Source organism: Micromonospora sp. NPDC006431, from assembly GCF_042870725.1.
Taxonomy (GTDB): Bacteria; Actinomycetota; Actinomycetes; order Mycobacteriales; family Micromonosporaceae; genus Micromonospora.
Window position 1 is genome coordinate 375,883 of sequence record NZ_JBIAHQ010000001.1, and the last position, 16,055, is coordinate 391,937.

The 16,055-nt window shown below is 72.4% G+C and carries 15 protein-coding genes; 12 read left to right on the plus strand and 3 right to left on the minus strand.

Annotation, left to right across the window (positions count from 1 at the left end; genetic code table 11):
- The first annotated feature begins 5 nt into the window (after positions 1 to 5).
- The 5 genes from ACFYM6_RS01850 (at position 6) to ACFYM6_RS01870 (ending at position 5,369) form a co-directional block, all read left to right on the plus strand.
- The gene (locus ACFYM6_RS01850) at positions 6 to 923 is read left to right on the plus strand and encodes an ABC transporter ATP-binding protein (protein WP_387271298.1); all 918 of its coding nucleotides are present in this window, start codon (positions 6 to 8) and stop codon (positions 921 to 923) included.
- On the plus strand, positions 913 to 1,845 hold the full coding sequence (locus ACFYM6_RS01855; RefSeq protein WP_387271299.1) for an ABC transporter permease subunit: 933 nt from the start codon (positions 913 to 915) through the stop codon (positions 1,843 to 1,845). The genes ACFYM6_RS01850 and ACFYM6_RS01855 overlap by 11 nt, the downstream gene beginning before the upstream one ends.
- Before the next feature lie 144 nt (positions 1,846 to 1,989).
- Positions 1,990 to 3,282 carry an acetyl-CoA C-acetyltransferase gene (locus ACFYM6_RS01860; RefSeq protein ID WP_387271301.1) on the plus strand — a complete coding sequence of 431 codons (1,293 nt, stop codon included), beginning with the start codon at positions 1,990 to 1,992 and terminating at the stop codon, positions 3,280 to 3,282.
- A 285-nt stretch (positions 3,283 to 3,567) separates the two neighbouring features.
- Positions 3,568 to 4,086: a SigE family RNA polymerase sigma factor gene (locus ACFYM6_RS01865; protein WP_073835012.1), complete on the plus strand. Its 519-nt coding sequence runs from the start codon at positions 3,568 to 3,570 to the stop codon at positions 4,084 to 4,086.
- A complete protein-coding gene (locus tag ACFYM6_RS01870; protein ID WP_387271303.1) occupies positions 4,083 to 5,369 on the plus strand; it encodes a hypothetical protein in 1,287 nt (428 codons plus the stop codon). Before ACFYM6_RS01865 ends, ACFYM6_RS01870 begins: the two co-directional genes overlap by 4 nt.
- A 101-nt stretch (positions 5,370 to 5,470) precedes the next feature.
- On the opposite strand, the gene ACFYM6_RS01875 is transcribed toward ACFYM6_RS01870, so the two are convergent.
- Positions 5,471 to 6,211 (minus strand): SDR family NAD(P)-dependent oxidoreductase, encoded by a 741-nt coding sequence (locus ACFYM6_RS01875; protein WP_387271305.1) that lies wholly within the window; start codon positions 6,209 to 6,211, stop codon positions 5,471 to 5,473.
- 123 nt (positions 6,212 to 6,334) lie between these two features.
- Here ACFYM6_RS01875 and ACFYM6_RS01880 point away from each other — a divergent pair, with 123 nt between their 5' ends.
- The 4 genes from ACFYM6_RS01880 (at position 6,335) to purB (ending at position 10,377) form a co-directional block, all read left to right on the plus strand.
- Positions 6,335 to 6,934, plus strand: coding sequence for a hypothetical protein (locus ACFYM6_RS01880; RefSeq protein WP_387271307.1), 600 nt, complete (start codon positions 6,335 to 6,337; stop codon positions 6,932 to 6,934).
- Between the two features lie 113 nt (positions 6,935 to 7,047).
- Positions 7,048 to 7,563, plus strand: coding sequence for a SigE family RNA polymerase sigma factor (locus tag ACFYM6_RS01885; RefSeq protein WP_387271309.1), 516 nt, complete (start codon positions 7,048 to 7,050; stop codon positions 7,561 to 7,563).
- Complete coding sequence (locus ACFYM6_RS01890; protein ID WP_387271311.1) at positions 7,560 to 8,828, plus strand: hypothetical protein; 1,269 nt, start codon at positions 7,560 to 7,562, stop codon at positions 8,826 to 8,828. The genes ACFYM6_RS01885 and ACFYM6_RS01890 overlap by 4 nt, the downstream gene beginning before the upstream one ends.
- A 124-nt stretch (positions 8,829 to 8,952) precedes the next feature.
- On the plus strand, positions 8,953 to 10,377 hold the full coding sequence (gene purB / locus ACFYM6_RS01895; protein WP_387271313.1) for an adenylosuccinate lyase: 1,425 nt from the start codon (positions 8,953 to 8,955) through the stop codon (positions 10,375 to 10,377).
- Positions 10,378 to 10,520: 143 nt separating this feature from the next.
- On the opposite strand, the gene ACFYM6_RS01900 is transcribed toward purB, so the two are convergent.
- Together ACFYM6_RS01900 and ACFYM6_RS01905 are read right to left on the minus strand one after the other, a co-directional pair.
- Positions 10,521 to 11,090: a YbjQ family protein gene (locus ACFYM6_RS01900; RefSeq protein ID WP_387271315.1), complete on the minus strand. Its 570-nt coding sequence runs from the start codon at positions 11,088 to 11,090 to the stop codon at positions 10,521 to 10,523.
- A 24-nt stretch (positions 11,091 to 11,114) separates the two neighbouring features.
- On the minus strand, positions 11,115 to 11,795 hold the full coding sequence (locus tag ACFYM6_RS01905; protein ID WP_387271317.1) for a S1 family peptidase: 681 nt from the start codon (positions 11,793 to 11,795) through the stop codon (positions 11,115 to 11,117).
- Between the two features lie 362 nt (positions 11,796 to 12,157).
- On the opposite strand from ACFYM6_RS01905, the gene purS reads away from it, so the two are divergent.
- The 3 genes from purS to purL all read left to right on the plus strand — a co-directional run bounded on the left by purS (position 12,158) and on the right by purL (position 16,054).
- The gene (purS, locus tag ACFYM6_RS01910) at positions 12,158 to 12,421 is read left to right on the plus strand and encodes a phosphoribosylformylglycinamidine synthase subunit PurS (RefSeq protein ID WP_073835003.1); all 264 of its coding nucleotides are present in this window, start codon (positions 12,158 to 12,160) and stop codon (positions 12,419 to 12,421) included.
- Complete coding sequence (gene purQ, locus ACFYM6_RS01915) at positions 12,418 to 13,101, plus strand: phosphoribosylformylglycinamidine synthase subunit PurQ (RefSeq protein WP_387271319.1); 684 nt, start codon at positions 12,418 to 12,420, stop codon at positions 13,099 to 13,101. Before purS ends, purQ begins: the two co-directional genes overlap by 4 nt.
- A gap of 67 nt (positions 13,102 to 13,168) precedes the next feature.
- The gene (gene purL / locus ACFYM6_RS01920) at positions 13,169 to 16,054 is read left to right on the plus strand and encodes a phosphoribosylformylglycinamidine synthase subunit PurL (protein WP_387271321.1); all 2,886 of its coding nucleotides are present in this window, start codon (positions 13,169 to 13,171) and stop codon (positions 16,052 to 16,054) included.
- The last annotated feature ends 1 nt before the right edge of the window (position 16,055 follow it).

A 16,055-nucleotide genomic window follows, 5' to 3' on the forward strand; every position in this document is an offset into this window, starting at 1 on the left:
GGCGCATGCCTCCCGCTATCGAGCTGAGCAAGCTCACCAAGACGTACGGTGCCCGGCGCGGGCTGACCGAGCTCACCCTCGAGGTGCAGCCCGGCGAGGTGTTCGGCTATCTCGGCCCCAACGGGGCCGGCAAGTCCACCACGATCCGGCTGCTGCTGAACCTGATCCGCCCCACCTCGGGCTCCGCCCGCGTGCTCGGGCTGGATCCCGCCGCCGACACAGTCGACCTGCACCGCCGGGTCGGCTACCTCGCCGGTGACTTCGTGGTCGACGGCCGTCAGCGGGCCGGGGAGTGCCTGAGCTTCCTCGGCAACCTGCGCGGCGGGGTCCCCCCGGCGCGGATCGTCGAACTGGCCGACCGCCTCCAACTCGACCTGACCGCTCGGATCAGGAGCCTGTCCAAGGGCAACCGGCAGAAGGTCGGTCTGGTGCAGGCGTTCATGCACCGGCCGGAACTGCTGATCCTGGACGAACCGACGTCGGGGCTGGACCCCCTGGCGCAGCAGACGTTCCTGGACCTGGTCGCCGACGCCCGGCAGGACGGGCGGACCGTCTTCATGTCCAGCCACGTGATGAGCGAGGTCGAGGCGATCGCCGACCGGGTCGCGATCATCCGGCAGGGTCGGCTCGTCGCCCTGGACACCGTCGCCGACCTGCGTGCCCGGTCCCACCTGCGGGTCCGGATCACCTTCGCCGAGCCGGTCCGGGCCGCGGAGTTCACCGGCATTCCCGGCGTCCGGGACCTGGTCGTGCGGGACTCCGTCCTCGACTGCCGGATCGACGGCACCCCGGACGCGCTGCTCAAGGCGGCCGCCCGGCATACCGTCACCGGCCTGCACGCCGACACCCCAGATCTGGAGGAGCTGTTCCACGGCTACTACACCGGTCAACCGGCGCGGCGGGAGATGGCCGATGTCGCCTGACGCCCGCGCCTCCCTCCCCTCCACCCACTCGGGCGCCCGTGCGGGCGCGGCGACGAACGGCGGCACGATGAACCCAGCAGCAACACAGGCCAACTCGACCGTGGCTGGCACGGTCCCCGGGACGTCGACATTGGCCCGGGTCTTCAGCCGGTCGGTGTTCGCCAAGACGCTCTACGACAACCGCCGGATCTTCGCCGTCTGGACGCTGGCCACCGGTCTGCTCACCATGGCGTACGCCAGCTTCTATCCGCAGCTTTCCGCCGACTCGGCCGCGAGCGTGCCGGAGGCGATGCGGGGCTTCGGGCTGGACGACACCGCCAGCGCGGCCGGCTACCTCCAGGGAGCGGTGTTCGGACTGCTCGTGCCGCTGCTGGTTACCTTCTACGGCGCGGCGACCGGCGCGCGGATGACCGCGGCGGACGAGGAGACCGGCTACCTCGACCTGCTGCTGGCGCACCCGATCGGGCGGGCCCGGCTGCTGCTGCACCGGTTCGCTGCCCTCGCCGTCGGCGCTGTCGTGATCTCCGCCGCCGTCCTGGTCGCCGTGCTCGCCGTGCGGACGACTGCCCGCCTGGACTCGATCAGCGTCGCCAACTTCACCGCCCAGTCGGTCAACCTGGCGCTGCTCGGCCTGTTCTTCGGCGCGCTCGCTACTGCCCTCGGCGCGGCCACCGGGAAGAGCCGGGCCACGGTCTTCGGCCTCACCGCTGGCCTGGGCGTGCTCGGCTATGCCCTGCACGGTTTCGCTCCCCAGACCGGCGCGGAGTGGTTGCGCCACCTCACCCCGTTCCACTACTACCTCGGCGGGGAGCCGCTGCGGTACGGCTTCGCGCCGGCCGACCCGCTCGTCCTGGCCGCCGCCATCGCCGTCCTGCTCGCTGCGGGCATCCTCCGCTTCGCCCGCCGCGACCTCGGTCGCTGAGTGGAAAGGAGGGGTCCCCTGTTGACGCCTCGCGTTCTACAGGGGCCCCTGCTGACACCTGCCCACTGGACTCGCGCCGTGGCCGCCGCGCGGCGTAGCCTACTGGCGAGTAGGGTACGGGCAACCGAATCGAGGAGGCCGATCATGCAGAGTGTCCGGCGGGTCGCGGTGATCGGCGGCAACCGCATCCCGTTCGCCCGGTCCAACTCGCGCTACGCGCACGCGTCCAACGCCGATCTGCTCGGCGCGGCGCTCGACGGCCTGGTCGCCCGCTTCGGCCTGGCCGGGCAGCGGGTCGGCGAGGTGGTCGCCGGCGCGGTGCTCAAGCACTCCCGGGACTTCAACCTCACCCGGGAGGTGGTGCTCGGCTCCCGGCTCGACCCGCACACCCCGGCGTACGACATCCAGCAGGCCTGCGGCACCGGACTCGAAGCCGCCATCCTGGTCGCCAACAAGATCGCCCTCGGGCAGCTCGAGGTCGGCATCGCCGGGGGTGTCGACACCACCTCGGACGCGCCGCTGGCCCTCAACGAGGACCTGCGCCGTACGCTGCTCGCGCTCAACTCCGCCCGGACCGTCGGCGAGCGGCTGAAGGTCGCCGCGAAGTTCCGCCCGCTCCAGCCGTTCAAGCCGGAGATCCCGCGCAACGCGGAGCCGCGTACCGGGCTGTCCATGGGGGAGCACGCGGCGCGGACGGCGCTGCGCTGGAACATCGACCGGCAGGCCCAGGACGAGCTGGCGCTCCGCTCGCACCAGCGGCTCGCCGCCGCGTACGACAAGGGGTTCTTCGACGACCTGATGACCCCCTACCTCGGGCTCACCCGGGACCAGAACCTCCGTCCGGACACCAGCCTGGAGAAGCTCGGCTCGCTGAAGCCGGTCTTCGGCACGAAGGGACCGGACGCCGAGCGGGCCACCATGACCGCCGGCAACTCTTCCCCGCTCACCGACGGCGCGTCGACGGTGCTGCTGGCCTCCGAGGAGTGGGCGCGCGAGCACCACCTGCCGGTGCTGGCCTGGTTCTCCTGGTGCGAGACCGCGGCGGTCGACTTCGTGCACGGCGACGAGGGGCTGCTGATGGCCCCCGTGTACGCGGTGCCCCGGATGCTGGCCCGGGCCGGCCTCACCCTGCAGGATTTCGACTTCTACGAGATCCACGAGGCGTTCGCCGCGCAGGTGCTGGCCACCCTGGCCGCCTGGGAGTCGCCCGAGTTCGGCAAGGAGCGGCTGGGCCTGGACGCGCCGCTCGGGCCGATCGACCGGGACAAGCTCAACGTCAACGGCTCCTCGCTGGCCGCCGGGCACCCGTTCGCGGCCACCGGCGGCCGGATCGTGGCCACCCTGGCCAAGCTCCTCGACCAGCAGGGGAGCGGCCGGGGCCTGATCTCCATCTGCGCCGCCGGCGGGCAGGGCGTGACGGCGATCCTGGAGCGCTGAGCCCCGGTCACCCGCCCCGCCGGAGATCGACCCTTTTCCGGGATGTGGTGGTGTCCGTCGGTGTTGGACACCGTCATATACGTGATATGGAGCGCGCAAAACTGACGGGAGGCCGCCGGTGGAGGGATGCGTCGGCCGGTTTGCACACCGCCCGCACCGGCCACCCGGACGCGCCCCGGCCCGCCGACGGCCGGACGGCCTGTCCCGTCCTGATCCCGTCCCGGGCAACCCCTGCCCGGGATTCCTCCGTCACCTGGGCATGAGGCGAACGAGGGGCCCCGGATCGTGAACCGGGCCGACGAGGACGAATACCGGCAGTTCGTGGTCGCCCGGCTGGAGGCGTTGCGCCGCACGGCGTACCTGCTCTGCCGCGACTGGCACACCGCCGACGACTTGGTCTCCATCACCATCGGCAAGCTCTACCGGCACTGGCGACGGGTACGTGCGGCGGACAACGTCGACGCGTACGTGCGGGGTGTGCTGACCAACGCCTGGCTGGACGAGCGGCGCCGGCCCTGGCGGCGCGAGCAGGCGACGGACGAGGTGCCGGACCAGGTCGATCTGGCGTTGCCGCAGACGGCCCTGGTCGACCGGCAGGCCCTGCTCGAACTGCTGGGGGAGCTGCCGCCGCGGCGGCGGGCGGTGATCGTGCTGCGCTTTTACTGCGACCTGTCGGTGGAGGAGACCGCCGAGGCGTTGGGGATCAGCCCCGGCACGGTGAAGAGCCAGGCGGCCCGCGGCCTCGAGATGCTCCGCGTCCTCGCCACCAACGCGTCGGGCCGATCCGTGGAGGAGTGGGCATGAGCTACCGGCAGTTTCTGGACGAGGCGATCGGCGACTCGCCGGTCTCGACGATCGACGTCGATCAGGTGATCATGCGGCAGCGCCGCAACCGCAGGCTGCGCCGCTGGGGGGTATGCGGTGGCGCGGCGGCAGCGGTGCTGGGGGTGACCGCCACGGCGGCCCTCGGGCTGCCGTCGGTCGGGCGGCAGCCGGCCCCCGCCGAGCGGCCCCGGATCACCACCGTGGCGGGCACGCCGGAGGACGTGGCGCGCCTGGACGCCGCGGCGAAGGCGGCGGTGGAGCGTGCGGCGCCTGGCGTGACCTGGGGCACCAGCGGGGGGCCACCCTTGCACCACGGTGGCGATCCGCGGAACGGCGGTGAGGACCCGTCGAACGGTGTCGCCTCCTACCGCGGGTACGGCACCATCACGGTGAACGGAGTCAAGGCACGTCTCTCGATCTTTATCAACCGCCAGCAGGGCAACCGGTCCCGCGAGGCGCCCTGTGTCGAGCGGCCCGAGGTGAACCAGACCTGCCGGGAGAGCGTTGGCCCGAACGGCGAGCGGATCACACTGGTGAACATGTCGCGGGTGGAGCAGGCATCGAGTGGTCGGCGACACATCCGAGACAATCGCTACCTGCTCGTCCACCGGCCGGACGACAGCGGCGTATCGGTGTTGCTGGAAAGTGCGGCGTCGACGGGCGGATTTGCGCTTACCGCCGAGCAGTTGACCGCCGTCGGTCTCGACCCCGGCCTCGTGTTGGCCCCGCTCCCGCCCGGTGTGAGTCTGGCCCCACCGGCGTCGCCATCGGCGTCCCCGCGGCAGCCTTCCCCGGAGCAGAAGCGGATCGACAACGCGATATTCGCCGCGCTGCGCAAGCAGACACCCGGGGTCAAGGGCGCGGGCGATGGCTACGACACCCCGGCCGACCTGGCCTCGGTCTGGACGGACAGCGGCGGGACGAACAGCGCCGACGAATACTGGGGACAGGGGCGGCTCCTGGTCGGCAAGGCGAGCGGGCTCTTCTCCGTGCAGATCTGGCGGACCGACCCGGGCATCGCCAGCCTGACCTGCGGGAAGAACACCAAGATGTACACCTGCACGGCCGGAACCGGGCCGCACGGTGAGAAGTACCGCACTGTCACCAACGGGGGCACCTCGGCCGAGCGGACGGTCAACGTCCGGCGCGCTGACGGTTCCTGGCTGTCGGTGAACCACATCGGCGACGGGGGCAACTTCCCGCTGACCCCGGCGCAGCAGCAGGCCATCGCGTTCGACCCGGCGATCGCCCTGGCGCAGTGAAGTAGTGAGCAGACCGGGGCGGGCCGATCCGCCGCCCGCCCCGGCTCCTCGTCCGGCCCGGCGACACCTGCCGGCGGCGCCGGGCCGGATCTGCAACCGGATCAGGCGGTGCCGCCGCCGTCGATGGCGATCGACGCGCCGGTGATGTGCCGCCCGCCGTCGCCCACCAGGTGGCTGACCGTCGCCGCCACGTCGGTGGGCGTCCCGTACCGGCCGAGCGCGATGTGTTCCCGCTGTGCGTCGGCGCCGGCGCTGTCCGCCGGGTTCATGTCGGTGTCGGTGGAACCGGGCAGGAGCACGTTGACGGTGATCCCGCGCGGGCCGAGTTCCCGGGCGAGGGCCCGGGTGAGGCCGTTGACCGCGCTCTTGGTCATGGCGTAGACGCTCACCCCGGGGGCCGGGACGCGGCTGGCGAAGCTGCTGCCGATGTTGACGATCCGTCCGCCGGCGCCCATGTGGCGTACCGCCGCCTGGGTGGCCAGGAACACCCCGCGGACATGCACGGCAATGGCCCGGTCGAGGTCGTCGAGGCCGACCTCCTCGATCGGTCCGTACGAGAACACCCCGGCGTTGTTCACCAGGATGTCCAGCCGGCCCAGCTCGGCGACGGTCTGCTCGACCGCCCCGACCAGCGCCGCCGGGTCGGTGCTGTCGGCCTGGATCGCCAGGCCGGTGCGTTCGTACGCCTCGACGTCGGCGACCACGGCCTTCGCGCTGTCCCCCGCCTCGCGGTAGGTGAACGCGACGTGGGCGCCGTCCTCGGCCAGGCGGCGCACGACGGCGGCACCGATACCGCGGCTTCCGCCGGTGACCAGGGCGACCTTGCCGGTAAGTCTTGACACGCTTCCCCAATCCTGTTTGTCGACTCAGGAGTGTGATCACCCTATCCGGGTTGCCGGCCGTCCCTACCGTGGACGCCAGCCCGCCCGGACGTCACCGGCGGCGGCACCCGCGAGGGAGTGGTCATGCCCGGTCAAGCCCTGCTCCGTACCACCGTCGTCGCCCTGGCTGCCGTGCTGGCCGCCGGCTGTGCGGCCACCGGCACCAACGCCACGGAGTCCACCGCCACGGCCTCGGTGACCGAGGCCCCCGGCGACCCGGCGGCGTCCACCGGCGGCGCCCCGACAACCTCCGCGGAGCCCACGGGCGACGGTACGACCGGCAGCGGGTCGACGGGCGGCGGCACCAGGAGCAACGGCGGGCAGCCCGGCAGCAGGCCGACGACGAGCGCCCCTAAGCCGGCCGGCCCCACGATCGCCTACTTCCGGGTCGCCCAGAAGCCCTCCTGCCCGGCCGGCACCAACGCCGACCAGGTCGCGGGCACCCCGGTCGTCGTGGAGTGGAAGACCAGCAACGTCGATTCGGTCGCCCTCTCCGTCGACGGCCCCGGCGTGTACGCGGACAACTACCCGCCCACGGGCAGCGAGACCCTGAACTTCCCCTGCTCCGGCGCCGAGGGCGACGTGCAGAAGCACACCTACCTGCTGACGGTCCGCAACGCGCACGGCACGCAGAAGAAAACCCTCGTGGTGACCGCGAGGGTGCACGAGATCACCCAGGTGTGAGGTAACCCGCGTTCCGGCGGCCACAGGGGCATCGCGATTTCCAGCTTGGCGAGCAACCCCGTCGCCACTTCGTACCGTTCCCCAGGCATGAAACGGACGAGAGGTCGGGCGCGGTGAACCGCGCTGACGAAGACGAGTACCGGCAGTTCGTGACGGCCCGGCTGGAGTCGCTACGGATCACGGCGTATCTGCTCTGCCGTGACTGGCACACCGCCGACGACCTGGTGTCCATCACGATCAGCAAGCTCTACCGGCACTGGCGCCGCGTGCGCCCGATGGAGAACGTCGACGCGTACGTGCGGGGGATGCTCACCAACGCGTGGTTGGACGAGCGGCGCCGGCCGTGGCGGCGGGAGCGCAGCACCGACGACGTGCCCGATCGGGCGGACGTGGCGTTTCCTGAGGCCGCGCTGGCCGACCGGGAACATCTGCTCGACCTGCTGGCCCAGTTGCCGCCGCGCCGGCGGGCGGTGGTCGTCCTGCGCTTCTGGTGCGACTTCTCGGTCGAGGAGACGGCGCGGACCTTGGGCGTCAGCACCGGCACGGTGAAGAGCCAGGCGGCCCGAGGGCTGGAGAGCCTGCGCCTGCTGGCGACGTTGGATTCCGCGGTGAAGGGAGAGGGCGCATGAGCTACCGGACGATGTTCCGTGAGGCGGTCGGCGAGATCCCGCCCACCTCCATCGACATGGACCGGGTCATCGCCCGGGAGCGCCGCGCCCGGCGGCTCCGGCGCGTCGGCGTGGCGGCCCTGGCCGCGGCGGCCGTGGGTGTCGTCCTCGTCGGCACGACCGCCGTGACCGGCCGGCCCCGGGCCGACGTGCCGGCGGCGCCGAGTCCGACGAGCCCGGCAGTACGCACCCCGGCGCCGTCGTCGGGTGCCTCGTTCACCGCGATGGACCTGGCCATCTTCGAAGCGATGGGCCGGGTGGCACCTGACCTGGACTGGGCACCCGGGCTTGGCGCGCCGGAAGGTGCGGAACCGGTCTGGTTGTCCGGCCCGTCCATGCGTGGATACGCCCCCGACGGTTACATGGGGCAGGCGAGGGTCCGGTCGGGTGACCGGATGGGCCGACTGTCCGTGCAGATCGACGACGCCGGGTGGGGCCCGCCGGTGTGCAGCGCCGATGCGGTCAGGCGGAGCGGGTGCGCCATCACGACCGGACCGGCCGGCGAGAAGATCGTCACCATGTCGGCCCGCAACCCGGCGCGTGGATTGGATCGGAAGCCGTCCGGGGGGATCGCTCTGTCGAGCAACGCCGAGGTGCATCGGCCCGACGGGGTGGTGATCATCGTGCAGATGTGGGGTGAAGACGAGAACCCCCCGCTCACCCTTGCGCAGTTGATCGCGTTGGCGCTGGATCCGGCGGTCGCCGGGCAGGCCGCGCAGCCGCTGCATGGCAACACAGAGGCCCGCCGGATGTGGATCAAAAGCGTGGTGCTCGCCGCGGTGCAGCGACACGTGCCTCGTGTCACGGGGGCCCAGGGGAGGGGGGCCGCCATGATCCCGGGCGACCTGGGTTCCTTCTGGGGCAGCCAGGACACCGCGGACAGCTACGCGGGCCAGGGGCGGGTCCTGGTGGACGGCGTGTCCGGGACCCTCTCGGTGCGGATCCACCGGCGGGATCCGGGCACCGCCGGTGACCTGACCTGCGACGCGAGCACCAGGACCCACACCTGCGAGGCGGGTACCGGTCCCGCCGGGGAGCGGTACCGCATCACCACCGACGGTTCTGGGGTGAAGGCGGAGCGGACCATCCACGTGTTGCGCCGGGACGGCGTCTGGCTCGCGGTGAGCCTCACCGCCGGCGAGAAGGGGAAGCTTCCCCTGACCGCCGCGCAGCAGCGGGCCGTCGCGTTGGATCCGGCAGTCAACCTGACCGACCGTTTCGGGTAGCCGGCCGGGAGGTCGCCGGTGGGTGGTGGGCACGCCACCGGCCGGCGACCTCCGGACCGTCCGGCGCCTGAGCGGCCGACTTCCTCGTCGGGGCCGCCTCGGCGGTCATGGGAGACTGAGGTACGTGACGACGATCCCGAACGTGCTCGCCAACCGGTACGCCTCGCCCGAGCTGGTCGCCCTCTGGTCGCCCGAGGAGAAGGTCCGCATGGAGCGGCGGCTCTGGCTCGCCGTACTCAAGGCCCAGCGGGACCTCGGCGTGCCGGTGCCGGACGGGGTGGCCGAGGCGTACGAGCGGGTGGTCGACGACGTCGACCTGGCCTCGATCGCGGAGCGGGAGCGGGTCACCCGGCACGACGTGAAGGCCCGGATCGAGGAGTTCAGCGCGCTCGCCGGGCACGAGCACGTGCACAAGGGGATGACCTCCCGGGATCTCACCGAGAACGTCGAGCAGCTCCAGATCCGCGCCTCGCTCGAGCTGATCCGGGACCGGGTGGTCGCCACCCTGGTCCGGCTCGCCTGGCACGCGCACGAGTATTCCGGCCTGGTGATGACCGGCCGGTCGCACAACGTCGCCGCGCAGGCCACCACGCTGGGCAAGCGCTTCGCCTCGGCCGCCGAGGAGCTGTTGATCGCGTACGAGCGGCTGGATGACCTGATCGGCCGGTACCCGCTGCGCGGCATCAAGGGCCCGGTGGGCACCGCCGCCGACCAGCTCGACCTCTTCGACGGCGACGCCGACAAGGTGGCCGAGCTGGAGCGCCGGGTCGCCGAGCACCTCGGGTTCAGCCGGGTGCTGGACAGCGTCGGCCAGGTCTACCCGCGTTCGCTGGACTTCGACGTGCTCTCCGCGCTGGCCCAGGTGGCCGCCGCGCCGTCGTCGCTGGCCACCACGATCCGGCTGATGGTCGGCCAGGAACTGGTCACCGAGGGCTTCAAGCCCGGCCAGGTGGGCTCCAGCGCGATGCCGCACAAGATGAACACCCGCTCGTCGGAGCGGGTGAACGGCTTCGCCGTGATCATCCGCGGTTACCTCTCGATGGTCGGCGAGCTGGCCGGCGACCAGTGGAACGAGGGGGACGTCTCCTGCTCGGTGGTCCGCCGGGTGGCCCTGCCGGACGCGTTCTTCGCCGCCGACGGGCTGTTCCAGACGTTCCTCACCGTGCTGGACGAGTTCGGCCCGTATCCGGCGGTGATCAACCGGGAGCTGGAGCGCTTCCTGCCGTTCCTGGCCACCACCAAGATCCTGGTCGCGGCGGTCCGGCGCGGCGTCGGCCGGGAGGTCGCGCACGAGGTGATCAAGGAGCACGCGGTCGCGGTGGCGCTGGCCATGCGGGAGAAGGGTGCGGCCGAGAACGACCTCTTCGACCGCCTCGCCGCGGACGGGCGCCTCGGCCTCACCCGCGCCGAGATCGACGCCCTGGTCGCCGACCGCAACGCCTTCGTCGGCGCCGCAGGCGCCCAGGTCGACCGGGTCACCGCCCGTATCGCCAAGATCGTCCAGTCCCACCCCGAGGCGGCCGCCTACTCCCCACCCCCCATCCTCTGACCCACCCACCCCACCGCACCCGAAGCTGGTTGATCATGAGGTTGGCGGCGAAGTGGATCTCTGGCACCGCCGCTAACCTCATGATCAACGCCGGCAGGGCCCGGCAGGCCCGGCAGGCCCGGCGGGGGCGGCGGGGGCGGGGGTTAGGGGGAATTGGGGGTGGGGGTTTCGGCGGCGGAGGAGAGGTTGGGGGCGCTCGCCGGTTCGGCGATGCCGCCGGGGGCCGAGGCGATCTCCGGCTCGTGGGCGGTGTCGGCCGCGACCATGGGCTGGTCGGGCGGCATGACGTCCGGCATCCTGGGTACGACGATCACCGCCGTGCCGTACGCGCAGATCTCCATCCACATCTCGCCGCAGTCCCGGCTGTCGAAGCGCATGCCGATCACCGCGTTCGCGCCGAGCCGGCGGGCCTCCTCGCCGAGTCGGGCCACCGAGTCGGTACGCCAGCGGGTGAGGTTGTCCGGCGCCATCGGGTCGTAGGCGCCACCGCGCAGGTTCTTGACCCCCTCGCGGTACGGGTTCCGGGTCCTCGCCATGGAGGAGACCACTTCGCCGAGGATCTGGCGGATCTCGTAGCCGGGCAGTTGATCCGTCGTCACGACCAGCACGTTTCCGATGCTGTCAGCCGGTCGGCGGCCCGAACGTGTGCCTTGTTCACCTGATCGGATGCTGCGAAACGAGGCGGCGCGGACGGTCGGCGCGTCACCGACCATCCGCGCCGCGACCGGCGCTAACTGTCAGACACCGGCCACCGAGGTGATCCAGGACCGGTTGTACGCGACGCTGCCGTAATTCTGGATGCTCACGCCGTCGGCGGTGGAGGCCACGCCGACCTGCTGGCCGTTGTAGAACTGCGGGCCGCCCGAGTCGCCCCGCCAGGCGTTCCCGCTGATCCGGGAGCTGCGGATGGCCTGCCCGCCGTACGCGTCGGAGGCGCTGTTGCTGGTCACCTGGACGGTGGCGGTCTTGAGCTGGCTGGACGGGTTGCAGCCGCTGTAGCAGGTCATGCCCCAGCCGTAGATCGAGTTGGTCGACCCGATGGGCGGGTTGCTGCTGGCCAGCGACACGGTGGAGGTGGTCACCGGGCTGGAGAGCCGCATCAGCGCGAGGTCGTAGCGGGTGTAGGTGGTGCTCACGGTGCGGGTGGTGCCGCCCGAGGCGTAGTAGACGCTGCCGACCCGGACGGACATGCTGCCGCTGATGCAGTGCCGGGCGGTGAGCACCCACTGGGACGCGATGACGCTGCCGGAGCAGGTGAACGAGCCGTTGCTGAACACCGCGGCGGCCCAGGGCGCGGAGGAGACGGTGCCGCCACCGATGATGTACGGGCCGACGGGGGCGGCGGCCGCGCCGGACGCGGCGCCGAGGACGCCGACCATGGCGACGCCGATGGTGGCGAGCAGGGAGCGGATGCGCATCGGGAACTCCTTCACGTCGGGGGCACCCGGGGTCGCCGGGTGACGGGGAGCGGGCGACGGGTGGTCGCCAGGGCTGTGCATCGACTTACATCGATGTACCGTAGGGCCCCGGCGCGGCACTGGCAAGGAGTCGATAGAGATTAACCGATGTAACGATTTGGCCACCTGGCGGCGCTGTCGTTGCTGGTAAGGGTGCGTTCCGTGCAGGCAGGGACATCCGGTGCGACCCCCTCGACGGGGTCACGTCGATCACTGCCCGGACGCGCCGGCCGGTTCGGCCGAGGCGGTATCTGCCAGGTAGGCTGGCTGCGCTCGCCCGTAGTGGGCCGGCACCCAACTGCGTACACAGTCAGGAGTGCCCCGTGCCTCGCGTCGTCGTCGACGTCATGCTCAAGCCCGAGATCCTCGATCCGCAGGGCCAGGCCGTCGCAAACGCGCTGCCCCGGCTCGGCGTCAGCGACGTCGCCTCGGTCCGGATCGGCAGGCGGATCGAGATCGAGTTCACCGGTGAACCGGACCTGGACCGGGCCCGGGAGATCGCCGACAAGCTGCTGGCCAACCCGGTCATCGAGGACTTCACGGTTCGCGTGGTGGAGACCGACGAGCCCGTGGACGCGCGCCAGTGACCGCCCGGGTCGGTGTGGTGACCTTCCCCGGTTCGCTCGACGACGGGGACGCGGCCCGGGCCGTCCGCATCGCCGGCGCCGAGCCGGTCCGGCTGTGGCACGGCGACCCGCGGCTGCACGGCGTGGACGCCGTGGTCCTGCCCGGCGGCTTCTCCTACGGTGACTACCTGCGGTGCGGCGCCATCGCCCGGTTCGCCCCGGTCATGGAGACGATCGTGGACGCCGCCCGGGGCGGCCTGCCCGTGCTCGGCATCTGCAACGGCTTCCAGATCCTCTGCGAGGCCCACCTGCTGCCAGGCGCGCTCACCCGCAACCAGCACCTGCACTTCCGTAACCGGGACCAGATCCTCCGGATCGAGGCCGCCGGCACCGCCTGGACCAACGCGTTCCAGCCGGGCCAGGAGGTGCTGATCCCGGTCAAGAACGGCGAGGGCTGCTACGTCGCCGACCCGGCGACGCTGGACCGCCTGGAGGCCGAAGGTCGGGTTGTCGCCCGCTACCTCGGCGGCAACCCCAACGGTTCGCAGCGCGACATCGCCGCGATCACCAACGAGGCCGGCAACGTGGTCGGCATCATGCCGCATCCCGAGCACGCGGTGGAGGCGCTCACCGGCCCCTCCCTGGACGGTCTCGGCTTCTTCACCTCGGTGCTCAAGCACCTGGTGGGGGCGCCGGCGTGACCGTGCGCGGCGGGATCATCGGTCAGCTCACCCGCCGCCTCGGCGGCGAGCGCAGCGAGGAGAGGTCATGACCACCCATCCGGACCCGGACCTGCGGGAGGCACCGGGCGCCCACCCGGCCGACCCGGCGGAGCCGCGTACGGCCACCGTGGTGCCGCAGGCCGGCCCGGCCGACGACTGGACCGCGGCCGTGGACACCGTGCCCCGGGCCACCGGCACGCCGGACGAACTGCAGCCGTACGCGGAGCTGGGCCTCCGCGACGACGAGTACGACCGGATCCGGCACATCCTCGGCCGCCGGCCCACCCAGGCCGAGCTGGCCATGTACTCGATCATGTGGAGCGAGCACTGCTCCTACAAGTCGAGCAAGGTGCACCTGCGCCAGTTCGGCGAGAAGGCCCCGCCGAGCGACCGGCTGCTGGCCGGCATCGGTGAGAACGCCGGCGTGGTCCGGGTCTCCGACGAGCTGGCGGTGACCTTCAAGGTCGAGTCGCACAACCACCCGAGCTTCGTCGAGCCGTACCAGGGCGCGGCGACCGGCGTCGGCGGCATCGTCCGCGACATCCTCGCCATGGGTGCGCGTCCGGTCGCGGTGATGGACCCGCTGCGCTTCGGCGCGGCCGACCACCCGGACACCGCCCGGGTGCTGCCCGGCGTGGTCGCCGGCGTCGGCGGTTACGGCAACTGCCTCGGCCTGCCGAACATCGGCGGCGAGGTGGTCTTCGACCCCTGCTACCAGGGCAATCCTCTGGTCAACGCGCTCTGCCTCGGCGTGCTGCCGGTCGACCGGCTGCAGAAGAAGGAGGCCGCCGGCCCCGGCAACGTCGTGGTGCTGATGGGCGCCAAGACCGGCCGGGATGGCATCGGCGGCGTGTCGGTGCTGGCCAGCGCCACCTTCGACGAGGGCAGCGAGCAGCGCCGCCCGTCCGTCCAGGTGGGCGACCCGTTCACCGAGAAGCTGCTGATCGAGGCGTGCCTGGAGCTGTACGACGCCGAGCTGGTCGTCGGCATCCAGGACCTCGGCGGCGCCGGCCTGACCTGCGCGCTCACCGAGACCGCCGCGGCGGCGGGCACCGGCATGCGGGTCTGGCTGGAGCGGGTGCCGCTGCGGGAGCCCTCGATGGAGCCGCACGAGATCCTGGCCAGCGAGTCCCAGGAGCGGATGCTGCTGGTCGTCGCCCCGGACAAGCTGGAGGCGGTGCTCAAGACCGCCGAGAAGTGGGGCGTGCTCGCCACCGCGATCGGTGAGGTCACCCCGCCCGCGCCGGACGGCCAGCCGGGCCGTCTGGTGGTCTCCTGGCGCGACCACGTCGTGGTGGACGTGCCGCCGGGCTCCCTGGTCGACGACGGTCCGGTGTACGCCCGCCCGATGCGGGAGCCGGCCGACCTGATCCTGCTCCAAGCCGACCGCGCGGAGACGCTGCCGCGGCCGAGCAACCCGGAGGCGCTGCGGGAGACCGTGCTGCGCATGATCGCGTCGCCGAACCTGGCCGACAAGACCTGGGTCACCGAGCAGTACGACCGGTACGTGCTGGGCAACACCGTGCTCGCCCAGCCGGAGGACTCCGGCGTGATCCGGATCGACGAGCGGACCGGCCTCGGGGTCGCCCTCTCCGTCGACGGCAACGGCCGGTACGCACGCCTCGACCCGTACCACGGGACGAAGCTGGCGCTGGCCGAGGCGTACCGGAACGTGGCGGTGACCGGCGCGAAGCCGATCGCCGTGACCAACTGCCTCAACTTCGGCTCCCCGGAGGACCCGGGCGTGATGTGGCAGTTCGCCGAGGCCGTCCGCGGCCTGGCGGACGGCTGCCTGGAGCTCGGCATCCCGGTGACCGGCGGCAACGTCAGCTTCTACAACCAGACCGGCCCGGCACCCATCCACCCGACTCCGGTGGTCGGTGTGCTGGGCGTGCTGGACAACGTCGCGGACCGGGTGCCGATGGGCTTCGTGGCGCGTCCTGGCGGCGACCACGACCAGATCTTCCTGCTGGGTGAGACGCACGTCGAGCTCTCCGGCTCGGAATGGGCGTGGGTGACCCACGAGCACCTCGGCGGCATTCCGCCGCAGGTCGACCTGGCCCGCGAGCGGCAGCTCGCCGAGCTGCTGGCCGCCGCCGCCCGGGTGGGGCACCTCAGTTCCGCGCACGACCTCTCCGACGGTGGCCTCGCCCAGAGCCTGGTCGAGTCCTGCCTGCGGCGTGGCGTCGGGGCCCGGGTCGCCGTGCCCGAGCACTTCGCCGGCGGGTCGATGCCGTTCGTCTTCCTGTTCAGCGAGTCGGCTGGCCGCGCGCTGGTGTCGGTGCCGCGTGGGCACGAGAAGGCGTTCACCGCGCTCTGTGCCGAGCACGGGGTGCCGTGGGAGTTCATCGGCGTCACCGACCCGGCCGGCGGCGCGCTGGAGGTGCACGACCAGCTCCGGATCGGCCTCGACGAGCTGCGCGCCGCGCACACGGCGACCCTGCCGCGCCTCTTCGGCGGCGTGGAGGCGGGCCAGGTGCCGGCACTCGGTGCGGGCGTCGTCCCGGCCGTCGGCGAGCAGCCGGCGGGCGACCCGGCGACCGCTCCGGCCTCCGACCCGGCCGGCCAGGCCGACGGCGGGTCGCCGGCGGAGGCGGCGGACGCTCCCGCGGCGGAGACCCCGGTGGCGGCGGACGCTGCCGCGACGACGGCCCCGGACACCGTAGTGGCGGCGGACGCTCCCGTGGCGGCCCAGGACGCCGCCGTGGAGGCGTCGGAGGCTCCGGACGTTCCCGTGGCCGCTACGGACGCGGCGGCGGAGGCGAGTGACGCCCCGGCGGAGGCCGGGGACGCCGCGCCGGGCACCGACGGGCCCGATGTCCCGGTCGACGCCCCCGAGGCGACGTCCGACCCGGCGACGGCCGGGCCGGCGGGCTCCGCGACGGCTGCTGGTGACCCGGACGACCAGGCCCCCGCGCCGGATCAGCGCTGAG

What these genes read in the sequence shown, in the direction of transcription:
- ACFYM6_RS01850 (WP_387271298.1), top strand. Translation starts at nt 6, where the DNA reads ATGCCTCCCGCTATCGAGCTGAGCAAGCTCACCAAGACGTACGGTGCC.
- ACFYM6_RS01855 (WP_387271299.1), top strand. Translation starts at nt 913, where the DNA reads ATGTCGCCTGACGCCCGCGCCTCCCTCCCCTCCACCCACTCGGGCGCC.
- ACFYM6_RS01860 (WP_387271301.1), top strand. Translation starts at nt 1,990, where the DNA reads ATGCAGAGTGTCCGGCGGGTCGCGGTGATCGGCGGCAACCGCATCCCG.
- ACFYM6_RS01870 (WP_387271303.1), top strand. Translation starts at nt 4,083, where the DNA reads ATGAGCTACCGGCAGTTTCTGGACGAGGCGATCGGCGACTCGCCGGTC.
- ACFYM6_RS01880 (WP_387271307.1), top strand. Translation starts at nt 6,335, where the DNA reads ATGCCCGGTCAAGCCCTGCTCCGTACCACCGTCGTCGCCCTGGCTGCC.
- ACFYM6_RS01890 (WP_387271311.1), top strand. Translation starts at nt 7,560, where the DNA reads ATGAGCTACCGGACGATGTTCCGTGAGGCGGTCGGCGAGATCCCGCCC.
- ACFYM6_RS01900 (WP_387271315.1), bottom strand. Translation starts at nt 11,090, where the DNA reads ATGGTCGGTGACGCGCCGACCGTCCGCGCCGCCTCGTTTCGCAGCATC.
- ACFYM6_RS01905 (WP_387271317.1), bottom strand. Translation starts at nt 11,795, where the DNA reads ATGCGCATCCGCTCCCTGCTCGCCACCATCGGCGTCGCCATGGTCGGC.
- purL (WP_387271321.1), top strand. Translation starts at nt 13,169, where the DNA reads ATGACCACCCATCCGGACCCGGACCTGCGGGAGGCACCGGGCGCCCAC.